Annotated in this window: 15 protein-coding genes, 1 pseudogene and 1 riboswitch; of the genes and pseudogenes, 9 read left to right on the top strand and 7 right to left on the bottom strand. The window is 40.0% G+C overall.

Going from position 1 to position 18,179, the window contains the following annotated elements:
* The first annotated feature begins 968 nt into the window (after positions 1-968).
* From CEF18_RS21935 to CEF18_RS21925, 3 genes are all read left to right on the top strand, one after another.
* Complete coding sequence (locus tag CEF18_RS21935) at positions 969-3,305, top strand: rhamnogalacturonan lyase (RefSeq protein ID WP_183041010.1); 2,337 nt, start codon at positions 969-971, stop codon at positions 3,303-3,305.
* 275 nt (positions 3,306-3,580) lie between these two features.
* Positions 3,581-4,015, top strand: coding sequence for a MarR family winged helix-turn-helix transcriptional regulator (locus CEF18_RS21930; protein WP_110938614.1), 435 nt, complete (start codon positions 3,581-3,583; stop codon positions 4,013-4,015).
* Positions 4,016-4,187: 172 nt separating this feature from the next.
* Positions 4,188-4,814 carry an FMN-dependent NADH-azoreductase gene (locus CEF18_RS21925; protein WP_110938613.1) on the top strand — a complete coding sequence of 209 codons (627 nt, stop codon included), beginning with the start codon at positions 4,188-4,190 and terminating at the stop codon, positions 4,812-4,814.
* Between the two features lie 232 nt (positions 4,815-5,046).
* Here CEF18_RS21925 and CEF18_RS21920 read toward each other — a convergent pair whose 3' ends face one another.
* The 3 genes from CEF18_RS21920 to CEF18_RS21910 form a co-directional block, all read right to left on the bottom strand.
* Positions 5,047-6,390: a 5'-deoxyadenosine deaminase gene (locus tag CEF18_RS21920; protein ID WP_110938612.1), complete on the bottom strand. Its 1,344-nt coding sequence runs from the start codon at positions 6,388-6,390 to the stop codon at positions 5,047-5,049.
* 163 nt (positions 6,391-6,553) lie between these two features.
* Positions 6,554-6,653: riboswitch (purine riboswitch) on the bottom strand.
* Positions 6,654-6,707: 54 nt separating this feature from the next.
* Positions 6,708-7,346 (bottom strand): nucleotidyltransferase family protein, encoded by a 639-nt coding sequence (locus CEF18_RS21915; protein ID WP_110938611.1) that lies wholly within the window; start codon positions 7,344-7,346, stop codon positions 6,708-6,710.
* Positions 7,340-7,621, bottom strand: coding sequence for an XdhC family protein (locus tag CEF18_RS21910; protein WP_110938610.1), 282 nt, complete (start codon positions 7,619-7,621; stop codon positions 7,340-7,342). The genes CEF18_RS21915 and CEF18_RS21910 overlap by 7 nt, the downstream gene beginning before the upstream one ends.
* Before the next feature lie 24 nt (positions 7,622-7,645).
* Here CEF18_RS21910 and CEF18_RS21905 point away from each other — a divergent pair, with 24 nt between their 5' ends.
* Together CEF18_RS21905 and CEF18_RS21900 are read left to right on the top strand one after the other, a co-directional pair.
* On the top strand, positions 7,646-8,632 hold the full coding sequence (locus CEF18_RS21905) for an amidohydrolase family protein (RefSeq protein ID WP_183040993.1): 987 nt from the start codon (positions 7,646-7,648) through the stop codon (positions 8,630-8,632).
* 107 nt (positions 8,633-8,739) lie between these two features.
* Positions 8,740-9,936, top strand: coding sequence for an amidase (locus tag CEF18_RS21900; protein ID WP_110938608.1), 1,197 nt, complete (start codon positions 8,740-8,742; stop codon positions 9,934-9,936).
* 64 nt (positions 9,937-10,000) lie between these two features.
* Here CEF18_RS21900 and mgrA read toward each other — a convergent pair whose 3' ends face one another.
* The 3 genes from mgrA to CEF18_RS21885 all read right to left on the bottom strand — a co-directional run bounded on the left by mgrA (position 10,001) and on the right by CEF18_RS21885 (position 12,907).
* Complete coding sequence (gene mgrA, locus CEF18_RS21895) at positions 10,001-10,990, bottom strand: L-glyceraldehyde 3-phosphate reductase (protein ID WP_110938607.1); 990 nt, start codon at positions 10,988-10,990, stop codon at positions 10,001-10,003.
* 120 nt (positions 10,991-11,110) lie between these two features.
* A complete protein-coding gene (locus CEF18_RS21890) occupies positions 11,111-11,938 on the bottom strand; it encodes an ABC transporter permease (RefSeq protein ID WP_110938606.1) in 828 nt (275 codons plus the stop codon).
* A gap of 27 nt (positions 11,939-11,965) precedes the next feature.
* Complete coding sequence (locus CEF18_RS21885) at positions 11,966-12,907, bottom strand: ATP-binding cassette domain-containing protein (protein WP_110938605.1); 942 nt, start codon at positions 12,905-12,907, stop codon at positions 11,966-11,968.
* A gap of 825 nt (positions 12,908-13,732) precedes the next feature.
* Between CEF18_RS21885 and CEF18_RS21880 the strand changes: the two genes are divergently transcribed.
* Both CEF18_RS21880 and CEF18_RS21875 read left to right on the top strand, forming a co-directional pair.
* The gene (locus CEF18_RS21880; RefSeq protein ID WP_110938604.1) at positions 13,733-14,182 is read left to right on the top strand and encodes a MarR family winged helix-turn-helix transcriptional regulator; all 450 of its coding nucleotides are present in this window, start codon (positions 13,733-13,735) and stop codon (positions 14,180-14,182) included.
* Positions 14,183-14,220: 38 nt separating this feature from the next.
* On the top strand, positions 14,221-15,141 hold the full coding sequence (locus tag CEF18_RS21875) for a hypothetical protein (RefSeq protein ID WP_110938603.1): 921 nt from the start codon (positions 14,221-14,223) through the stop codon (positions 15,139-15,141).
* Positions 15,142-15,190: 49 nt separating this feature from the next.
* On the opposite strand, the pseudogene CEF18_RS21870 reads toward CEF18_RS21875, so the two are convergent.
* Positions 15,191-16,325: pseudogene (locus CEF18_RS21870) on the bottom strand (pyridoxal-phosphate-dependent aminotransferase family protein); the annotation flags it as partial.
* Between the two features lie 8 nt (positions 16,326-16,333).
* Between CEF18_RS21870 and CEF18_RS21865 the strand changes: the two are divergent.
* Positions 16,334-17,191 (top strand): PucR family transcriptional regulator, encoded by an 858-nt coding sequence (locus CEF18_RS21865; protein ID WP_110938848.1) that lies wholly within the window; start codon positions 16,334-16,336, stop codon positions 17,189-17,191.
* A 168-nt stretch (positions 17,192-17,359) separates the two neighbouring features.
* Positions 17,360-18,163 carry a sensor histidine kinase gene (locus CEF18_RS21860; RefSeq protein WP_110938602.1) on the top strand — a complete coding sequence of 268 codons (804 nt, stop codon included), beginning with the start codon at positions 17,360-17,362 and terminating at the stop codon, positions 18,161-18,163.
* Positions 18,164-18,179 lie beyond the last annotated feature (16 nt).

Raw genomic sequence — 18,179 nt, 5'->3', positions numbered from 1 at the left:
TCCATATAGTACATTGAAATTCCAAAAAGATCAATAGTTTTTGGATTTTTTATCTACTAAGGACCTTCCAAAATATAAAAAGACTATCTTCCCTTTACCTTGTTCTAGTTTTAAATAACAACTCTAAGAAGCGAAGGTGGTGACTCCTTCTGGCAAGCAACTGCTGAAGAATCCACAGGACGGTCTTTGTCCTAGGAGGCTGAAGAAGTTGCCCGTGGAAAGCGTCCGCCCAGAGTCGATTCGAGCCTCTCTGTTCGATGAAAACCAACAATTTAAAATCAAGAAATTTGTGAATTCTTACCTGTTAAAATAGGAAAACATATAAATTTTGATACAATAAAATAACCTGGTAGTGGCTTCACTTTCCGCCCGCCCATTAGGAAAAAAGTGCTCCTAATGGGCTTAAAAAACTACGGAAGCTTCGTTCATTGCATCAAAGGACACTGAAAAAGTAAACATTGACTTTTTCAATGTCCTTTTCTATTAGGGGTCAGACCCGCCATAAATTCCCATATTCTAATCATTTAATTCCCCTCTTATCATCTAATTCAGTGAATTGAAAGTCTTATTCCTATGGTATTGATTTGCAGTTTAAGTTACTTATTGATACTTTTTTAACATTCTCAAAGTTTATTCTATGTCAAAATATATGTTAGAGGGTTTTATCCTATATTCATGTTTATGTGAACTTTTATCAAAATACTCGAAGAATACCGCGGAAAGCGTCAGCCTGGAGCGATTTGCAGTACTTATCCTTTGAAGTAAAACAACTGGTTTTTTAAATTATGTAAGCGTTCTATATAAATTCTTTATTAGTTCCAAAATAACAAACTAGAACAGAGGAGGATACACAATTGATAGACTTAGAAATAACTAATTTAACGAAGGACTCTGTATCATTGAGTTGGTCAGCTCACGAGGAAGCAGATGTATACCGTATCTATTGGGCAGACAAGGACACGGAAAAGATGAGGTATAAGCATATAGAAACAACCACTGGTACTTCCCATACCTTTAAACGATCCACACATAAAAAGCATTACTTTAAAGTTGCTGCGGTCATAAATGAGAAAGAGGCAGAGATCTCTGAAACAGTTGTTTCTGATACGAAGAACGAATTCAACATCCAACTTGAGAATTTGGATCGTGGATTGGTTGCCATTCCTCAATCGCAGGGGACTTTTCTGAGCTGGAGGCTGCTGGGCCATGAAGTTACAGGATTTTCCGAGAATGGGATGACAGGGGCTGATTTCAACGTATACCGGGATGGTAAAAAGATTGCTTTCATCAAGAAGAGTACAAACTTTTTAGACGTGGATGGTTCCTCAGCAGCAGAGTACTCTGTAGCTGCTGTTGTAGATGGTGAGGAGCTTGACGTATCTGATTCCGTTACTCCTTGGGAAGAGGAATACTTTGATCTTCCCCTGCAAAAACCAGCTGACGGAATCACTCCAGCCGGAGAAAAATATACGTACCATGCAAATGATATGAGTGTTGGAGATGTTAATGGTGATGGTCAATACGAGTTCATTGTAAAGTGGGATCCTTCTAATTCAAAAGATGTCTCCCAGGTTGGATACACCGGTAACACCTATATTGATACATACACTTTGGATGGAACACTTTTATACAGAATTGATTTAGGTGTGAACATCCGGTCAGGTGCACATTATACTCAATTTCTTGTTTATGACTTTGATGGGGATGGTCGAGCAGAGCTAATATTCAAGACCGCTCCCGGAACAAAGATTATCCACTTCGATAAAAGTGGCGAGATTAGTACCGAAAAGTATATTACCATCCCGGAAATAGATAAAGAAGCCGGTTACAGTCATGACGATGATTATCGGATGAGTAATGATGACTATCTCGAGTATTTGACGACCTTGTTTATGGGGTGGCATAAACACGAGGAAGTTGTTCGCGGCCAATGGCCTGAAAAACTAGAAAACTGTTTTGGAATAGCGGAAAAATATGAGTACCCTTTATCTCGAGAAGATGCTCAGACTCTAGTAAAATACTTCATAGATGAGTATGCACCAAGTAGAAGTGAAAATAACCACCTTCGCAGTTTTGAAGGATTTATTGTTGAGGGACCGGAGTATTTAACTGTATTCGATGGGGCAACTGCTGAAGAATTAGACACTATTCATTATAAACCTGGCCGTCACGATGACGGACTCATGTGGGGAGATTATGCATTGACACGGATTGAGCCCGGTAACAGAGTAGATCGTTTCCTTGCCGGAGTTGCTTACCTTGATGGAGAGCATCCATCTGCCATTTTTGCGCGAGGCTATTATACTCGTACAACTCTCGTATCCTATGACTGGGATGGTGAATCGTTACATGAGAAATGGTATGTGGATAGTGGCTGGACTCCAATGGATAATCCATTTCATGCTAATCCGCATGGTGTTGATGGAACCGATGAATTGTATAAGAGTATTACTACGCAAGGGGCACACTCATTAAGTATCGCAGACGTAGATGGGGACGGAAAACATGAAATCATCTATGGCGGTGCAACTATTGATCATGATGGTTCATTACTGTACAGTTCACGGGATATCATGCCCGAGGAAAGTGCGGCTCCTGGTACAACTGCAAAACTTGGTCATGGTGACGCACTGCACGTAGCCGATATTATTCCAGATAGACCCGGGCTTGAGATTTTCATGGTCTTTGAAGGTGGATCGTGGGCTCCTTACGGATATGCCTTAAGAGATGCCGAATCCGGGGACGTTCTTTATGGTGGATACACCGGAGAAGACACAGGACGCGGAATGATCGGAGATGTGGATCCTAATAACCGCGGTCTTGAAACATGGGGCGAAGGTTTGTGGACAGCAGATGGCAAATTTATAAGCGATGCTATGCCTGGTACAAATATGAATATCAAATGGTCCCCAAATATGACGACACAAATCGTGAATGGTTCAAAAGAGGAAACACCCACCATTGATGATTGGCAGAATGGAACTGTACTTACCACAGAAAATACACGGGCCAATAACGGCACGAAGGGGAATCCATCATTAGTTGCAGATATTTTTGGTGATTGGCGAGAAGAACTTCTCGTACGTAAAACAGATAGTTCGGCGATTCGTATCTATTTAAACACCGAAGAAACCGACCGGAAGCTTTACACCTTAATGCACGATGCACAGTACCGCACTGGAATTGCCTGGCAAAATGTCACGTACAATCAGCCGTCTTACCCCAGCTTCTACTTTGCATCAGATACAGATTGGGAATACGTACCTGTTCCTAACGCCCACTATCCAGGAAAAACGCAGGGCTAAAAATCGTGAATCACTAAAAACCAGGTCCAATTAAGGGCCTGGTTTTTTCATTGGACTAGCGAAAGCGTCCTCCTTGAGAGGATTCGAGAACCTTTATTCTAGGTAATGATTTAATCTTTCAGAAAACACCATTGATGAATATACAGGAACCCAATGTTAATATTTTGTATTAACTGGAAGTCGAACTAGTATATTGACATCCTATCTGTCAATACATTATACTGAACCATAGAAATAGTATGTATAGCAACTAATTAGTTTAATGGGGGATTCCTTTGAAATTATCTTTTCAAGACTATATTAGTATAAAGATACATCAGACAGATTTGGACCTGACAAGTTATATTAAGTCAAAATTAGAACCTTATAACCTGGCACCAGAGCAAAATTTAGTCATGATGTTACTTTGGGAAAAAGACGGTTTAACCCAAAATCAATTAGCCAAAGCACTCAATAAAGACAAAACTAATATTGCGAGAATGATTTCTAACCTTGAGGGTAAAGGTTTTCTAAACAGAAGTAAGTGTCCGAACGATCAACGTTCGATGGAAATATATCTTACTTCCTGTGGAAAAGAATTAGGGAATCAAGTCATTCCAATTTTAGAAAACTTTAATAAAGTGGTGTGTAAAGGTATTTCAAAAGAAGAACTTAAAGAGATGGAAAGATTACTTCATTTAATGAATCATAACGTCTCGACAATAATTTGATCAAAGATTTGATCTTTTTTAGTTGCTATAACAACTTTTTTAAAATGGGCTCTGTTATTGTTTCGTGGGATTTTGAAATAGTATCGCCGGCGTCCTTCGGGAGTCTTGCGGATTTCCCTCAAATCAATCATAAAATTTAATAGATCCAAAAATTAATCGGAGGTTTTTATTCATGGCAAAGGTTTTATTTATTAAAGCAAATTCACGACCAATTGAACAATCAGTAAGTGTGAAATTGTATCACACATTCCTAGATAACTTTAAGAAGGCTAACCCGGAAGATACAATTACTGAACTTGATTTATTTGAGGAAAATCTTCCTTATTATGATACAGATAAAATTAACGGTATGTTTAAACTAGCTAACGGTATGGAGTTAACGCCATCTGAAAAAGCAGCATCAGATAACGTCTCTAAATATTTAAACCAGTTCCTTGAAGCTGATAAAGTTGTTTTTGCTTTCCCACTTTGGAATTTCACTGTACCAGCTGTGTTACACACGTACTTTGACTACTTAGCGCAAGCCGGAAAAGTGTTCCGTTACACAGCAGAAGGTCCTGTAGGATTACTTCCTGACAAGAAAGTCGTTCTCTTAAATGCACGTGGCGGCGTCTATTCTGAAGGTCCAGCACAGTCCTCTGAGATGGCTGTAAACTATGTAAAAACAATGTTAGGCTTCTGGGGCGTTAAGGACATTTCAACCGTTATTGTTGAAGGTCACAATCAGTTCCCTGACCGTGCAGAAGAAATTACAAATAATGGTATTAAAGAAGCAGAAAAATTAGCACTAACTTTTTAAGCTTCTATGTTGAATACTATAAGAAAAACGGCATAGCCGTCTTTTATTAAATACAGCGTCAGCTTCCACCGCCATCTTTTAAGTATCAAGGGTGGGTTTCCCTTGATACGCGCGGTGTGAAGCTAGCTGCTAATTTTATAAATTCTTATCTCTTAAAAAAGCTATCAACGAAAGACGTTGATAGCTTTTTTGTTTTGAACAGGAAATATATGGGGGGGCAGACCCCTTTTAATTAAGGAGACGGTATTTCCGGGACTCTTTTAATGAGTCGGCTGATTGATTTATTAGCTTCGTGTAAAACGATCTCTTTATCAAGTGTTTTCATGATACGGTTTTCCATTACTACTTTCCCGTTAATAATGGTTGTTTCCACATCTGCCCTCGTCGTAGAGTATACAATTCGGGAGATCGTATCAACATCATAGGACGGATACATGTGAAAATCATTCAGATTCATAATATTCAAATCAGCTTTTTTTCCAACCTCTAAACTGCCGATATCATTTTCCATGCCCATTGCCTTAGCTCCATCGATTGTCGCCATTTTAAACACTGTTTTTGCATCCATAGCCGTGGGGCCATGAACCGGTTTTTGAATGAGAGCGGCCAACCTCATTTCATTAAACATATCTAAATTATTGTTACAAGGGGCGCCGTCTGCTCCAAGGCTGACACATATATGGGCATTTAATAGATCCGGAATTTCCGCAACCCCGGAAGCCAACTTTAAGTTAGATCCTGGGCAGTGAGTGACATTCACTCTTTTCCTTTGAATGATTTGTTTCTCTTCCTCACTTAACCAAACACAGTGAGCTAAAATTAATCGCTCATTCGCAAGTCCAAGATGATCCAGGTAAACAACATTTCTCATTCCTGTTTCGGATTCTACAATCTCAATTTCTCCTTTATTTTCAGACGCATGAGTGTGAACATAAACGTGATGCTTTTTCGAAAGATCACTCACTTCTTTTAATAGTTCCTCCGTACACGAAACAACAAATCTTGGGGAAAAAGCATAATTAATTCTTCCGGCATCCTTCTTATGCCATTTCTCCATAAGATCAACACTTTGTTGAATCGATTCACCCGTTTTTTCCTGTAATGCTAGCGGGACCTCATTACCTTTGTCCATCATAACTTTACCTGACAATGCACGAATTCCCGTACGCTCAATCGCCTGAAATGCAAAATCAGTGTGATGAACCGTCTCCATATCTACAATCGACGTTGTGCCACTTTGGATTAATTCGCCGATCCCCAGTAATGCGGAGTAATAGATCGACTCCTCGTCATGGGCAGCTTCAAGTGGCCAGATCCGCTTCTTTAGCCAATCCATCAGTTCTAAGTCATCTCCTTTTCCGCGAAAAATTGTTTGACAGAGATGAATGTGCGTTTGAATAAAACCAGGTGTAATGACACGGTTTGTTGCATCGATCACCTTATCGGCTTCAGGATAGTGCAGGTTTTTTCCAATCTCCCTAATCGTATCGTTTTCTATAAAAACATCACCGATAAATTGCTCATCGTAGGCGTTCATCGTAATAATTTCAGCATTTTTTATCCATATTGTCGTCATAAATGTTCCTCCTATAGTAATGTTTTTAGCAGAAAATCGTACAGCCTCTTTTATTTAAAATGCTTTCTAAACCTTAACTATTTTGAAAAGATCAAAATAGCTCTGTTCAAAAGCTAGAACAATCTCTATAACTAATAAGTATAAAAAAACTACGAAGAAGATGCTTGTTACGCACCTTCTTCGTAGTTAGGAAATCACGGCTCCTATTAGAAACCCTCAAGCCATATTTTTGAGGTTATACGAAGTTGACTTTTTATTTGTTATTTTTATACTAGTTATTTTTTATACTAAGCGACATCCTAGGTATAGAACAACGACTACGTAAGATAATGAGCCATTTTTTTTGCAGAAGTGAAGTCCTCCGGTGTATCTATATCAAAGGAGATAAAAGGATCCTTCACTTCCATGGCTTCTTTCCTCACTGTTTTCATCTGTTGCAGTCCTCCCCTGTCACCTGATATGTCCGACAAGGATAACGTTTGAATATTCCCCCAATAAACTGGATGTCCAGGAACTTCTTTAAAGCACGGTTGTATCACAAATCCAGCTGCCTCTCGCTCAGACTTTGAAGCTCCATGCTTGAAAATCGCAGCTATCGTAGTATCGAGAATAAACGGCTGATCCCCTAGAAATACCATGGCTGAGGAAATAGACGGTCGCACGTTTCGGAGACCTGTAAGAAACGATGTACTTTGCCCTCGCAGGTAATCTTCATTAGTCAGCCACTGCACCCTTGCAGAATCAATCTTAGTTTTCCTTTTCAGTGCATCCGCTTCATGTCCTACCACTAAGATGATTTGTTCAAATGGATGTTTCTGGACTTGATGAATCACACGTTCAAGAATATATTGTCCCTTTAATGGCAGTAGTTGCTTCGGTGTCGCATTTTCCATTCGAGAACCTGTGCCCGCCGCCAATATCACCGCACATACAGATGACTTTTTCTTCTTTAACAAACGACAAGGTTTCCGAAGTTCTGTCGTGCCCGCAGGTTTCTAACTTGGATCAGTTCTGCGATGACACTTATACTGATTTCCTCTGCACCATCTGCATAAATATCGACACCAATGGGGGAAGAAACAAATGCTGGGATAGGATTGCCATCCAGTAATCTCGATGTTCGTCGCGTCGGACCTAAAACACCCAAGTACGCTAACTCATTCTGAAAAGGCAACAGATTCTGTAAAATAAATTTATCCCTTTCAAAACTATGCGGGAGAATCGATCCCATACCAATTACGGCCTCTGGGCAGGTATGACAGCAGACGTGGCCAGCGATGACACTGTCTTGGATGCTATGTTCAATACTGGAATTGTTGGATTTAAAGGATTTTTATCGGAAAGTGGGATTGACGATTTTAAGCGTCTCGATAGACAAGCCTTATCACGTGCGATGGCGTATTGCGGTCAAAAAGGAGCCGTTCTTGCCCTTCGCGCAGAATGGGAAGATACGATCAAACAATTCGCGCATCCCATCCGTCAGACCGATCGAAAGGATGTTAGTGCTTTTCTTGACAGCAGGCCCGTTGACGCAGAATTGAAAGCTGCAGAACTAGCCATGGAAGAGGCAGCAAAGTACGGGACAAAGGTACATATCGTCCATGTCAGTCATCCGAAAGTAGTGGAATTAATCCAATCAGCCAAAAAAACAGGTGTCGATGTTTCCCTTGAAACATGTCCACATTATTTAATTTTTAACGAAGAAGATTTTATTCAACAAGGTCCCTTGCTAAAATGCGCACCGCCACTTCGAGACTCTGATTGTGTCAATGGGCTCTGGGAGAAGGTCAAAAATAAACAGATTGATTGTATCAGTTCCGATCATTCCCCCTGTCCTCTTTCGATGAAACAAGCAGGCAACGAAAATATTTGGGAAGCATGGGGAGGAATTCAAGGCGTTCAGTTTGGAACAACAGCCTTTTTAAGTCAGGCAATGAGCCGGGGTCTATCTCTAGAGGAGGTCCTCCCTATGCTAACTGCCAATGTCGCCTCCCGTTTTCCGAGCTTGGAAAAACAAGGTGAAATAAAAATCGGCAATCAAGCGAACCTAACAATCTATCATTCCGACAGTAAAACAGTTTTCAAAAAAGAAGACATTCTTTTTCGCCATCCATATTCACCATATGTCGGTCAAGAAGTCCAGGGAAACGTTGAAGCTACAATTGTGAATGGGAATCTTGTTTTTGATCGTGAAAAAGGCATGCTATCTGACCCATTTGGTAAAGATATTTGTGCGATGTAGTTTCGTAGCTGAAACGTTTCTATTTCCGCAGCCCGTGACAATTGCCGTCAATCCTAGTAAGTTAGAGGAAACACATGTATTTGCTAGAATTAAAAAGGAGGAATATCATGACAGATACCTATCAAGCTTTTGTCGATAAAAACAAAGTGATCCAACCAGCTAAGGAAGGAAGTCTCTCAGGGCTGAGCTTCGCTGTCAAAGATGTTTTTCATCTAGAAGGAATGAAAAACTCTGCAGGTAATCCTGATTGGCTCCGCACTCATGATGCTGCAAAGGAGACTGCTCCAGCTATTAAACGCTTACTGGAAAACGGTGCTAAGCTAGAAGGAACAACGATTACTGACGAGATCATGTACAGTTTGCAAGGGGAAAACTTTCACTACGGAACACCGGTTAACCCCCGCGATCCTACTCGCATCCCAGGAGGTTCTTCCAGCGGATCAGCAGTCGCGGTTGCTGGCAATATCACAGACTTTTCGTTAGGAACCGATACTGGAGGATCTGTTCGGATCCCATCGGCTTATTGCGGTATTTATGGCTTTCGACCAACTCATGGGAATGTCCCCATCGAACATGTCATCCCTTTAGCCCCATCTTTTGACACCGTTGGCTGGATGGCAAGGGACGCCAAGACGTTAAAAGATGTAGGAAAAGTTCTCCTCGATAATCAACAAATTTCTGGGGCTTTTTCACGAATCCTTTTTAGTAAAGATACGTGGGAGCTAGCCGACGGTGATACTCAAAAAGCATTATCTCCTTCTTTTTCTTTATTAGAAGAGCTTGCTGACGAACCTTCTTGGGTGGAGCTTGCCAAAGAAGGATTACCCTTTTGGGCTAACGCTTTCCGCATTATTCAGGGAAAAGAAATCTGGGATGCACATGGGGATTGGGTGAAAGCTGTCAAACCTGAATTTGGACCTGGAATTAAAGAGAGATTTGAAATGGCGAGTCATCTTACATCAATGGATGCCAATCCACAATTAAAGCTGCAGGATCAAATTCGAACAAAACTATTTGAGTTATTGAAAGACGATGCTTTATTGATTCTTCCTACGGTTCCTGGGGAGGCTCCTATGTTGAATTTATCTGGAGCGTTAGTCGAAGCGAGACGAAAACAAACACTTCAACTATCCTGCATTGCCGGATTAGCCGGTCTGCCGCAAGTAACAATTCCGATAGAATCTGAACTCGGCAACGCACCTGTTTCTCTATCTGTTGTAGCCGGACCTAATCAAGATATTCGCCTGCTAGAATGGATGAATGAATTTGTTGCGTCTGAGAAATTTATAAAAGGAAGAGGCTGAATACGGGGTAAACAACAATCTCTAAAAAGGATCGTGCTGAAGTTTCCAGCACGATCCTTTTATACTACGATAAAATACTGTCTATTTCCTTTAACTCTTCATCACTGAACTCTAAATTATCTAAAATCGCTACATTTTCTTCTATTTGACTCACTCGGCTTGCGCCAATTAAAGCTGTCGTTACATGACCACCTCGGAGAACCCAGGCGAGTGCCATTTGCGCAAGGGATTGCCCACGTCTGCCCGCAATGGCATTGAGCTTTTGCACCTTTTCAACGACTAGTTCCGTCACTTGGTCCTCTTGCAGAAAACTCCCGCTACGCGCTGCGCGGGACTCAGCTGGAATCCCAGTAAGGTATTTGTTCGTCAATAAACCTTGAGCAAGCGGACAAAAAGCAATCGATCCTACGCCATTTTGCTGCAACACATCCTGAAGACCATCTTCCATCCATCGATCAAACATCGAATATTTCGGTTGATGAATCAGCAGAGGTGTTCCTAAATCATCTAAAATTTTAACTGCCTGCGCTGTTTGCTCGGCACTATAGCTAGAAATCCCAACATATAACGCTTTTCCTTGACGCACAATCTGATCAAGAGCGCCCATCGTTTCTTCCATCGGTGTGTTCGGATCAGGTCTATGAGAATAGTAAATATCAACGTAATCGAGACCCATCCGCTTTAAACTTTGATCTAAACTGGAAATCATGTATTTCTTGGATCCCCAATCTCCATAAGGGCCATCCCACATATGGTAGCCGGCTTTCGAGGAAATCACCATTTCATCTCGATACGGTTTAAAATCGGTTTTCATGATTTTACCGAACATCTCTTCCGCAGAACCAGGTGGCGGACCATAGTTATTCGCAAGGTCGAAATGCGTGATACCAAGGTCAAACGCTTTACGAAGCATGGCACGTCCATTTTCAAAAGAATCCACTCCGCCGAAGTTATGCCACAGTCCTAACGAGATTGCGGGAAGTAATAAACCAGAATTGCCTGTACGATTATACTTCATTTTTTCATAACGTTTATCATCAGCTATGTAGGGCATATTAATCTCCTCCTTATAATTGCAAACGCTTAACTATCCTTCCAAAGAAAACCTCCCGCACAAACAATACGGAAGATAGTTTATTATTATTATACAGTACTTAATCGGATTTCCGAAACATTATGCATTTGCTCTTCTAAAACTGACCGTTGCGAGTAAAATGAGAATGACCGTAAATAAGATTATAAATAAAATCTCTTCAAAAATGGTAACCGTGCGACCAAATACACTTAGATTTAGTCCCATTGCTTCTTGAACCATCGGTGACAGGCTTTCTACATCAACCATGATTTTCTTCATTACATCTACACCGTATGTCACGGGATTAATTTTGACAATCACATCCATCCAAGCAGGCATATTATTGACTGGGAATAACGCACCTGATAAGAAAATCATTGGCATAACAAGAATCTGAACAATAAGCTGAAATCCTTGCGTCGACTTTAAGAGACTTGCAATGAGCAGTCCAAATGATGATAGTGCACACGCTAGTAAAAACATAACCGGCAGCACTTGAATGAGGGAAATGAATGGATAGCTAAGTCCAATTAAAGGGATTAATAAAAATAACATGATCCCTTGAATCGTCGCCACTGTAGCCGCTCCAAGCATCTTTCCAATCGCAATATTCACACGGGAAATAGGTGAAACGAGTATTTCTTTCATATATCCAAAGTTTTTGTCCTCAATGACAGACAAAGAGGAAAATACAGATGTCATTAAAAGCGTCATCGCCACAATTCCCGGAAAAATGAAAGAAACGTAATTAAAGTCATCGGCCATGCCTTCTCCGCCCATGCCAATCAGGCCTTCCATCGTTCCACTCATACCTCCGCCGAAAATAAGTAAAAATAATATAGGCATGGAAAACGAGCCAATGAGCCTGGCTCGATCGCGGAAAAATTTCGTTATATCGCGTTGCCATATCGCATAAATACCTTCCATAAGATGATTACCTCCTGCCGTATCCTGTTATTTATTATTTGTTTGAGTTTGCCCAATATCTCTACCTGTAAATGCTAGAAAAACATCGTTTAAGGTTGGCTTCCGAATATTTAATTTGGTAATCGGGATTTCCAACGTTTTAATAAAGCTTGAAATAAACGCATCACTACTTGCCACTTTCAAATGGATTGTATCCTCATGCACGGTTACTTCCGCATCTTTCACTTTCTCTTCTATTTCCTGCAGTGCTTTGACATTATCTTCTGTTGATAACTCAATAATGTCGCCCCCCAACTCGTCCTTAAGTTTTAGCGGGGTATCAATCGCAATAATTTCTCCTTTGTCCATTATTGCGATTCGGTCACTGATTTCCGCTTCATCTAAATAATGTGTCGTCAAAAACATCGTAATGCCTTCTTTTTCCTTTAATTTCAAGATATATTCCCATAAATGAGCTCGCGTTTGTGGATCCAGTCCAACGGTAGGTTCATCTAAGAACAGTACTTTTGGATAGTGTAACAACCCTCGAGCGATTTCCAGTCTCCGTTTCATCCCTCCGGAAAATGTTTCCACACGTTGCTTTTTTTCATCGACGAGATCAACAATTTCTAGAACTTCCTGAATTCTTGCTACTCTTTTATTCTTTGGCACTTTGTAAAACCGGCAGTGCAACATCAGATTTTCCATTGCAGTCAGTTTTTCATCCAAGGTATTTTCTTGAAAAATAATTCCGATACTTTCTCTTACCTTATTTTTTTCCTTTTGAACATCAAATCCATTAATAGATATGCTGCCTTGACTCGGGGCAAGCATGGTACAGATCATATTAATCGTTGTACTTTTCCCGGCACCGTTCGGACCAAGGAAACCAAAAATTTCCCCTTCTTTTACATCAAAATTTATTCCCTTTACAGCATCAACCTTTTTATACGTTTTAGTTAAATTCTTTACCTCGATCATGTTATCCATAAAAGTCACCTGCTTCCAAGCTAAATTAGTTATGATATAATAACTATATTATTCCCTTAACTTAAATTAATGTCAACTAAGAAAAACGCGTAGCGTCTTTTATTAATTACAGCGTGATCTTTTAGCCACCATCATTTAAGTGCAAGGGTTCCTTTGACACGCGTGGCGTAAAGATAGCTGTCAACTTTACATTCTTGTAAGAAAACTGTATAGCAGTCTTCACAAAACAAACTTAGTGTCTTTTTCTATTATGTTCCTTTATTATCAGGGAAGGTTGTTTGGAAGAATTACCGCTCCCTTTCCGTGGATGATCCGCGAGCCTCCTACCCTGCAATGGCGAAGCTTTCCGCCCGCCTATTAGGAGAAAAACGCTCCTAATAGGCTTTAAAATACTGCGGAAGCTTCGCTCATTTCATCAAGGGCACTGAAAAAGTAAAATCGACTTTTTCAGTACCTTTATCATTCTTCCACAGGAGTCTCGCGGATTCTTCCAAACAACAAACTTTTAGAAAGGCTATTTACGAAACTGTTATTGTTTCTGAAAGCTTGAAGTAGCGAAGGCGGCGACTCCTGCGGGAAAAGCAATAGCTGAAGACCCCGAAGGACGGTTATTGTCCGAGGAGGCTGAAGCATTGCCCACGGAAAGCGTCCGCCTAGAGCAGATTCGAGCCCTCTTTTCGCAGAAAACAACAATCTCTAAAAATGAAGAACTTTATAAATTCTTGCAATAAAAGGTTTTCCCCTTAAATTATTAAGCTTAAGGATACCGGTCTACATAATTACTCAATTCAGTACACTAGAAATGAATCATTCGGAGGTTATAACATGGATCAGAAAAATACAGATAAGCTTGTCGCTAACCTGCTTTCGATTTTTCCATTGATGAATAAAAAACTCTTTCCACCAGTTCAAGTTTTTCATGATAATGAATTAAACCATACCCATTTTTTCCTATTAAAAATCGTTGAAGAATTCGGACAAATCCGTACGTCTGATCTGGGGAAAAAGTTAGCAATAAAAAAATCAAATCTCACCCCTTTAATAAACAAGTTGATCGTAAAAGAACTTGTAACTAGGGAAAAGGCAGCAGAAGACCGCCGAGTAATTTTTATAAAGCTCACATCAAAAGGAGGAGAGTTTTTAGCTAATAGAGAAGAGGTACTGAAAGAAGAAATTAAACGGAGGTTAACTCGACTTCAGGACAGCGAAGCCGATAAGCTGTTCGAAGCAGTTGCCCAATTAGAAGGGGTTCTAAAGAAACTTAATTTAGACTAAAATCGAATAGCACTAGTTAGAGAAATGGAGGAATAATCATGCTAAACATACAGGAGAGCCATTGTGAATCCAAAACCGGAACACTGGATAACGTCGAAGATACCTTTCTTGTTACCCCTGACTTCGCAGCTGTTATCGATGGGGCATCCAACGTTTCTAATCAACTCATTGCCGGCAAAACTCCCGGACAGCATGCAGCAGTTTTAACTAAGGAGGCCATAGTTGAATTAAACGGCCCGGAGTCTATTGAGGAAATCATTACTGCAATTAATGCAAAGTTCCAGATTTTTTACCACGAACATTCCATGGTTGAAGAAGTCTTAAAGAAACCCTTTATCAGACCATCTGCTGTGATGTCACTTTATAGTCACTACCACCGAAAAATTTGGATGATTGGTGATTGCCAATGTTACGTAGACGGAGTAAACCATCAACATTTAAAAGAAGTGGACCTCATTACCAGTCAAGCTCGGGCCATGCTGATAGAGTCTCAACTCGCCCAAGGAAAAACGGTCCAGGAGATCATGGATAATGACACGAGTTTTGACCAGATTGTCCCGCTCCTGCAGCGCCAATATCAGTTTCAGAATCGACCACCCAACGAACGCTTTAGCTACGAAGTGATTAACGGTTTTCCGATGTATACAGAAAGTATTAAAGCTGTCGATGTCCCTGCGCATGTGACGTCTTTTTCAATGGGCTCCGATGGATACCCGAGGCTTTTTGATTCTTTGTCTGAAACGGAACAGTACTTAGAAAAGATACTGACAATTGATCCTTTATGCATCAAGGAGAATAGTGCAATCAGAGGCTTAAGTAAAGAGCGTATTTCATATGACGACAGAACGTATATTAAAGTCACGATAAAGGATGCAATGGAAGACACTTTTCCTGGAGAATTTAATAGAGAGATCAATGAAGGTGAAACCATATTGGAACAAACGAGCAGGAAAAGGTGACTAAAAATAGCCCACGTGAGAATTCTCTCACGTGGGGTCACTCTTATAACTAGCTGTTATTTACAACAGTTTCTTTTAGCTGATACACATTAAGTGCTGCCTGCACCCCCATACCAGTATTCACCTTCACGTCATGCCGAATGAGCACTGCTTCAAACGCTGCTAAAGTTAAAAGAATATTTCTCTTTTGACAGCTATAGCCCATCGTACCGATTCGCCAAATTTTTCCGTGTAACGGACCAAACGAACTCGCAATTTCAATCCCAAACTCCCCTAGTAACATCGATCTGACGGAATCTCCGTCCACCCCTTCTGGAATCACCACAATGTTACAGTTGGCAGCTTGCAGTCCGGATCTCCAAATAACGAGAGCCCCATTGCTTCAATTCCAGCCATTAGTGCCTTTTCATTTAATCGGTGACGGTTAAACCGTTCTTCCAATCCTTCCGCCAAAATGACTCTTAAGCCTTCATATAATCCATAAAGCATCGATGTAGCTTCCGTATGATGGTTAAGCCGGGCTGGGCTCCAGTAATCCTGCAGTTGACTTAAATCAAATAATTACTGCGAATACGCCTGCCTAAATCGTTCGAAAGTTTTTGTGAAGAAGCAAGACCTTTTTCAATCGATTTTCGTTGTGCTAAAACTTTTTCAATTCGGTCATTGTATGTAAGAGGTGCCATCCCTGACGGAACCGAAATACATTTTTGTGTACCCGTAATCAAACCATCAATCATCCACTCATCTGTTTTCACTTCTGTTCCTGCTACAGTTGCCACCGCATCAATGACAAAAAGTGCGTCCGCTTCACGACAAGCTTGCCCTATCTTTTTTAATGGCTGCATTCGGCCAGTTGAGGTATCTCCATGAACCATTGCCACAACCTTTGGCCGGACTTTTTTTATTTCCGCAATAACCGTTTCAGGATCAAATACTTCGCCCCATTCACATTCCATAAAATAGACCTCAGCTCCACATCTCTCTGCTATTTCTGCTAGTAAAAAGCCGAATCGTCCAAATCCCGGAATAAGAACTTTATCTTTTTCTTCAATAATACTGCAAAGCATTGCTTCTATACCAGCCCGGGAAGTCCCATCGACGGAAAAAGCCCACTCGTTACCTGTTTGCAGAACTTTCCGGAGCATCTCCATTGTTTCATTCATCATCGAGGTGAAGCTTGGGTCTTGAATTTATGAAAATACACGCGATTGAAGAACATTCTCGTAGACTGAAAAATGAATTTTTTACAGATTTAATGGAAGTTGTCTCACCTGAGGAGATTCTAAACAGAGGTCGCGAATACAAGCTTGATAAAAAGCTTCACTATATATGCATTTCTTGTAAAATGGATGCTGCTTCTGATTTTCATTTATACCCTGCACCTATGCAAACGGAAAGAGAAATCAGTCACCAGCGGGATAGAATATATGAATTACTTGAGTCTTTGTTAGGTAGTCAATTTGAAAATAGTATTTTGTTTACAAAAGGTGATTTATTTATCATTTTATTAGGCTTTGAATTCTATGATGAAATGATGGAGCAAAAAGTTCAAGAAACGATTGCCGCCATTCAATTGGATATTTTTCAAACGTTGAATTCTTCGTTATCCTTCGGGATCAGTAATTACAAAGAAACAGTGACAGACCTTCCCACTGTGTTCCATGAAGCCGTGGACGCATTGCGCTCCGGCTATAGAGAAAACACAAAAAGATTTATTAAAAACTATCGCATTAAAGAACTGACAGAGTTATTCAAAACTATTCCCCTGCAAAAGTTAAAAGAGTTTTATAAATCGTCTTTAAAGGAATTAGCTTATCCGCAGGACAAGGAAAAAGAAGACCTTGTCAATACGTTAACAAGCTATTTAAATAATAATTGCCAGATTTCCGACACAGCAAAAGAAATGTATATACATCGGAATACGGTTATTTATCGAATGAAAAAGTGCGAGAAACTGATGGGGACTGATTTTAAAAAGGATGATGAAACACTCAGGTTACGAATTGCTCTGTTTATTGGTTCTCTTATGGAAAATAAAGCAACGAAATAAGTTTAGTTAGATCTGACACCTTTCCTAAAAACTTTGGTGTCTTTTTTTTATTGTACAAAATACATGTTACTTTATCGGTTTTTTTACACTATAATGTATAAAAGGGAATATTTAAAATAAACGTTTCTCTTTTTGATTGTAGTGCTTATTGTCTAGGAGTGTTGTAGTGTGTGGCCTTTTTTAAAGAAACAACCGACTAAGAACGGAAATACAAAGACTCAGATTGAATTAAATCAAGATAAGTCATTCGATCAAACAGAAGGCAACCAATCGACAGATGACTACCACAAAGCAATTGGCAAAATGTCTGCATTTTTCGCTCATGAAATTCGAAATCCACTTACTTCTATTATTGGATTCACTCAGGTTTTAGAGCGCGATGATACAGTAAAAGGCGACCCTAACGTCTCAAACTATATTTCTATCATTAAAGATGAAGCCGTAAAAATGGAGCTTTTAATACAGGAGTTGTTAAGTTTATCGAATACCCATCTGCATCAGGATAATCTATCTATCATTGATGTTAAATTAAGCATAAATAAAGTGATTCGTCTATTTGAAATGAATCAATCCTTCGACAACGTTTCCTTTAGCGCACAAACAACAGATGAAACATATATTACCGGGAATGAGACACGGTTTGAACGAGTTCTTACAAACATGTTCAATAATTCTATAGAAGCCTTCGAGAACAACAAAGGAAAAATTGATATCACGTTAACTAAAAACGAAGACTATGTATATATCAATATTTCCGATAATGGTCCCGGGATAGCTGAGGAGCATATTGATCAAATCTTCTTTCCTTTTTATACAACAAAAGATGAAGGAACCGGTATAGGGTTACCAATCTGCAAGGCTATTATCGAGACTTTAAATGGAACGCTTGAAATTAAAAATCATCAAAAACAGACAGGTACACACGTTATTATGAGATTGCCAGCGAGTAAGCATACGTATTACAGGAATTAATTCCCCTATGTCTTCA

It is taken from the genome of Salipaludibacillus neizhouensis, assembly GCF_002886185.1.
Lineage (GTDB): Bacteria > Bacillota > Bacilli > Bacillales > Salisediminibacteriaceae > Salipaludibacillus > Salipaludibacillus neizhouensis.
This window is presented reverse-complemented; position numbering and strand designations above follow the sequence as displayed.

What these genes read in the sequence shown, in the direction of transcription:
- CEF18_RS21935 (WP_183041010.1), top strand. Translation starts at nt 969, where the DNA reads ATGAGGTATAAGCATATAGAAACAACCACTGGTACTTCCCATACCTTT.
- CEF18_RS21925 (WP_110938613.1), top strand. Translation starts at nt 4,188, where the DNA reads ATGGCAAAGGTTTTATTTATTAAAGCAAATTCACGACCAATTGAACAA.
- CEF18_RS21920 (WP_110938612.1), bottom strand. Translation starts at nt 6,390, where the DNA reads ATGACGACAATATGGATAAAAAATGCTGAAATTATTACGATGAACGCC.
- CEF18_RS21910 (WP_110938610.1), bottom strand. Translation starts at nt 7,621, where the DNA reads ATGGGATCGATTCTCCCGCATAGTTTTGAAAGGGATAAATTTATTTTA.
- CEF18_RS21905 (WP_183040993.1), top strand. Translation starts at nt 7,646, where the DNA reads ATGACAGCAGACGTGGCCAGCGATGACACTGTCTTGGATGCTATGTTC.
- CEF18_RS21900 (WP_110938608.1), top strand. Translation starts at nt 8,740, where the DNA reads ATGACAGATACCTATCAAGCTTTTGTCGATAAAAACAAAGTGATCCAA.
- mgrA (WP_110938607.1), bottom strand. Translation starts at nt 10,990, where the DNA reads ATGCCCTACATAGCTGATGATAAACGTTATGAAAAAATGAAGTATAAT.
- CEF18_RS21890 (WP_110938606.1), bottom strand. Translation starts at nt 11,938, where the DNA reads ATGGAAGGTATTTATGCGATATGGCAACGCGATATAACGAAATTTTTC.
- CEF18_RS21885 (WP_110938605.1), bottom strand. Translation starts at nt 12,907, where the DNA reads ATGGATAACATGATCGAGGTAAAGAATTTAACTAAAACGTATAAAAAG.
- CEF18_RS21880 (WP_110938604.1), top strand. Translation starts at nt 13,733, where the DNA reads ATGGATCAGAAAAATACAGATAAGCTTGTCGCTAACCTGCTTTCGATT.
- CEF18_RS21875 (WP_110938603.1), top strand. Translation starts at nt 14,221, where the DNA reads ATGCTAAACATACAGGAGAGCCATTGTGAATCCAAAACCGGAACACTG.
- CEF18_RS21865 (WP_110938848.1), top strand. Translation starts at nt 16,334, where the DNA reads ATGAAAATACACGCGATTGAAGAACATTCTCGTAGACTGAAAAATGAA.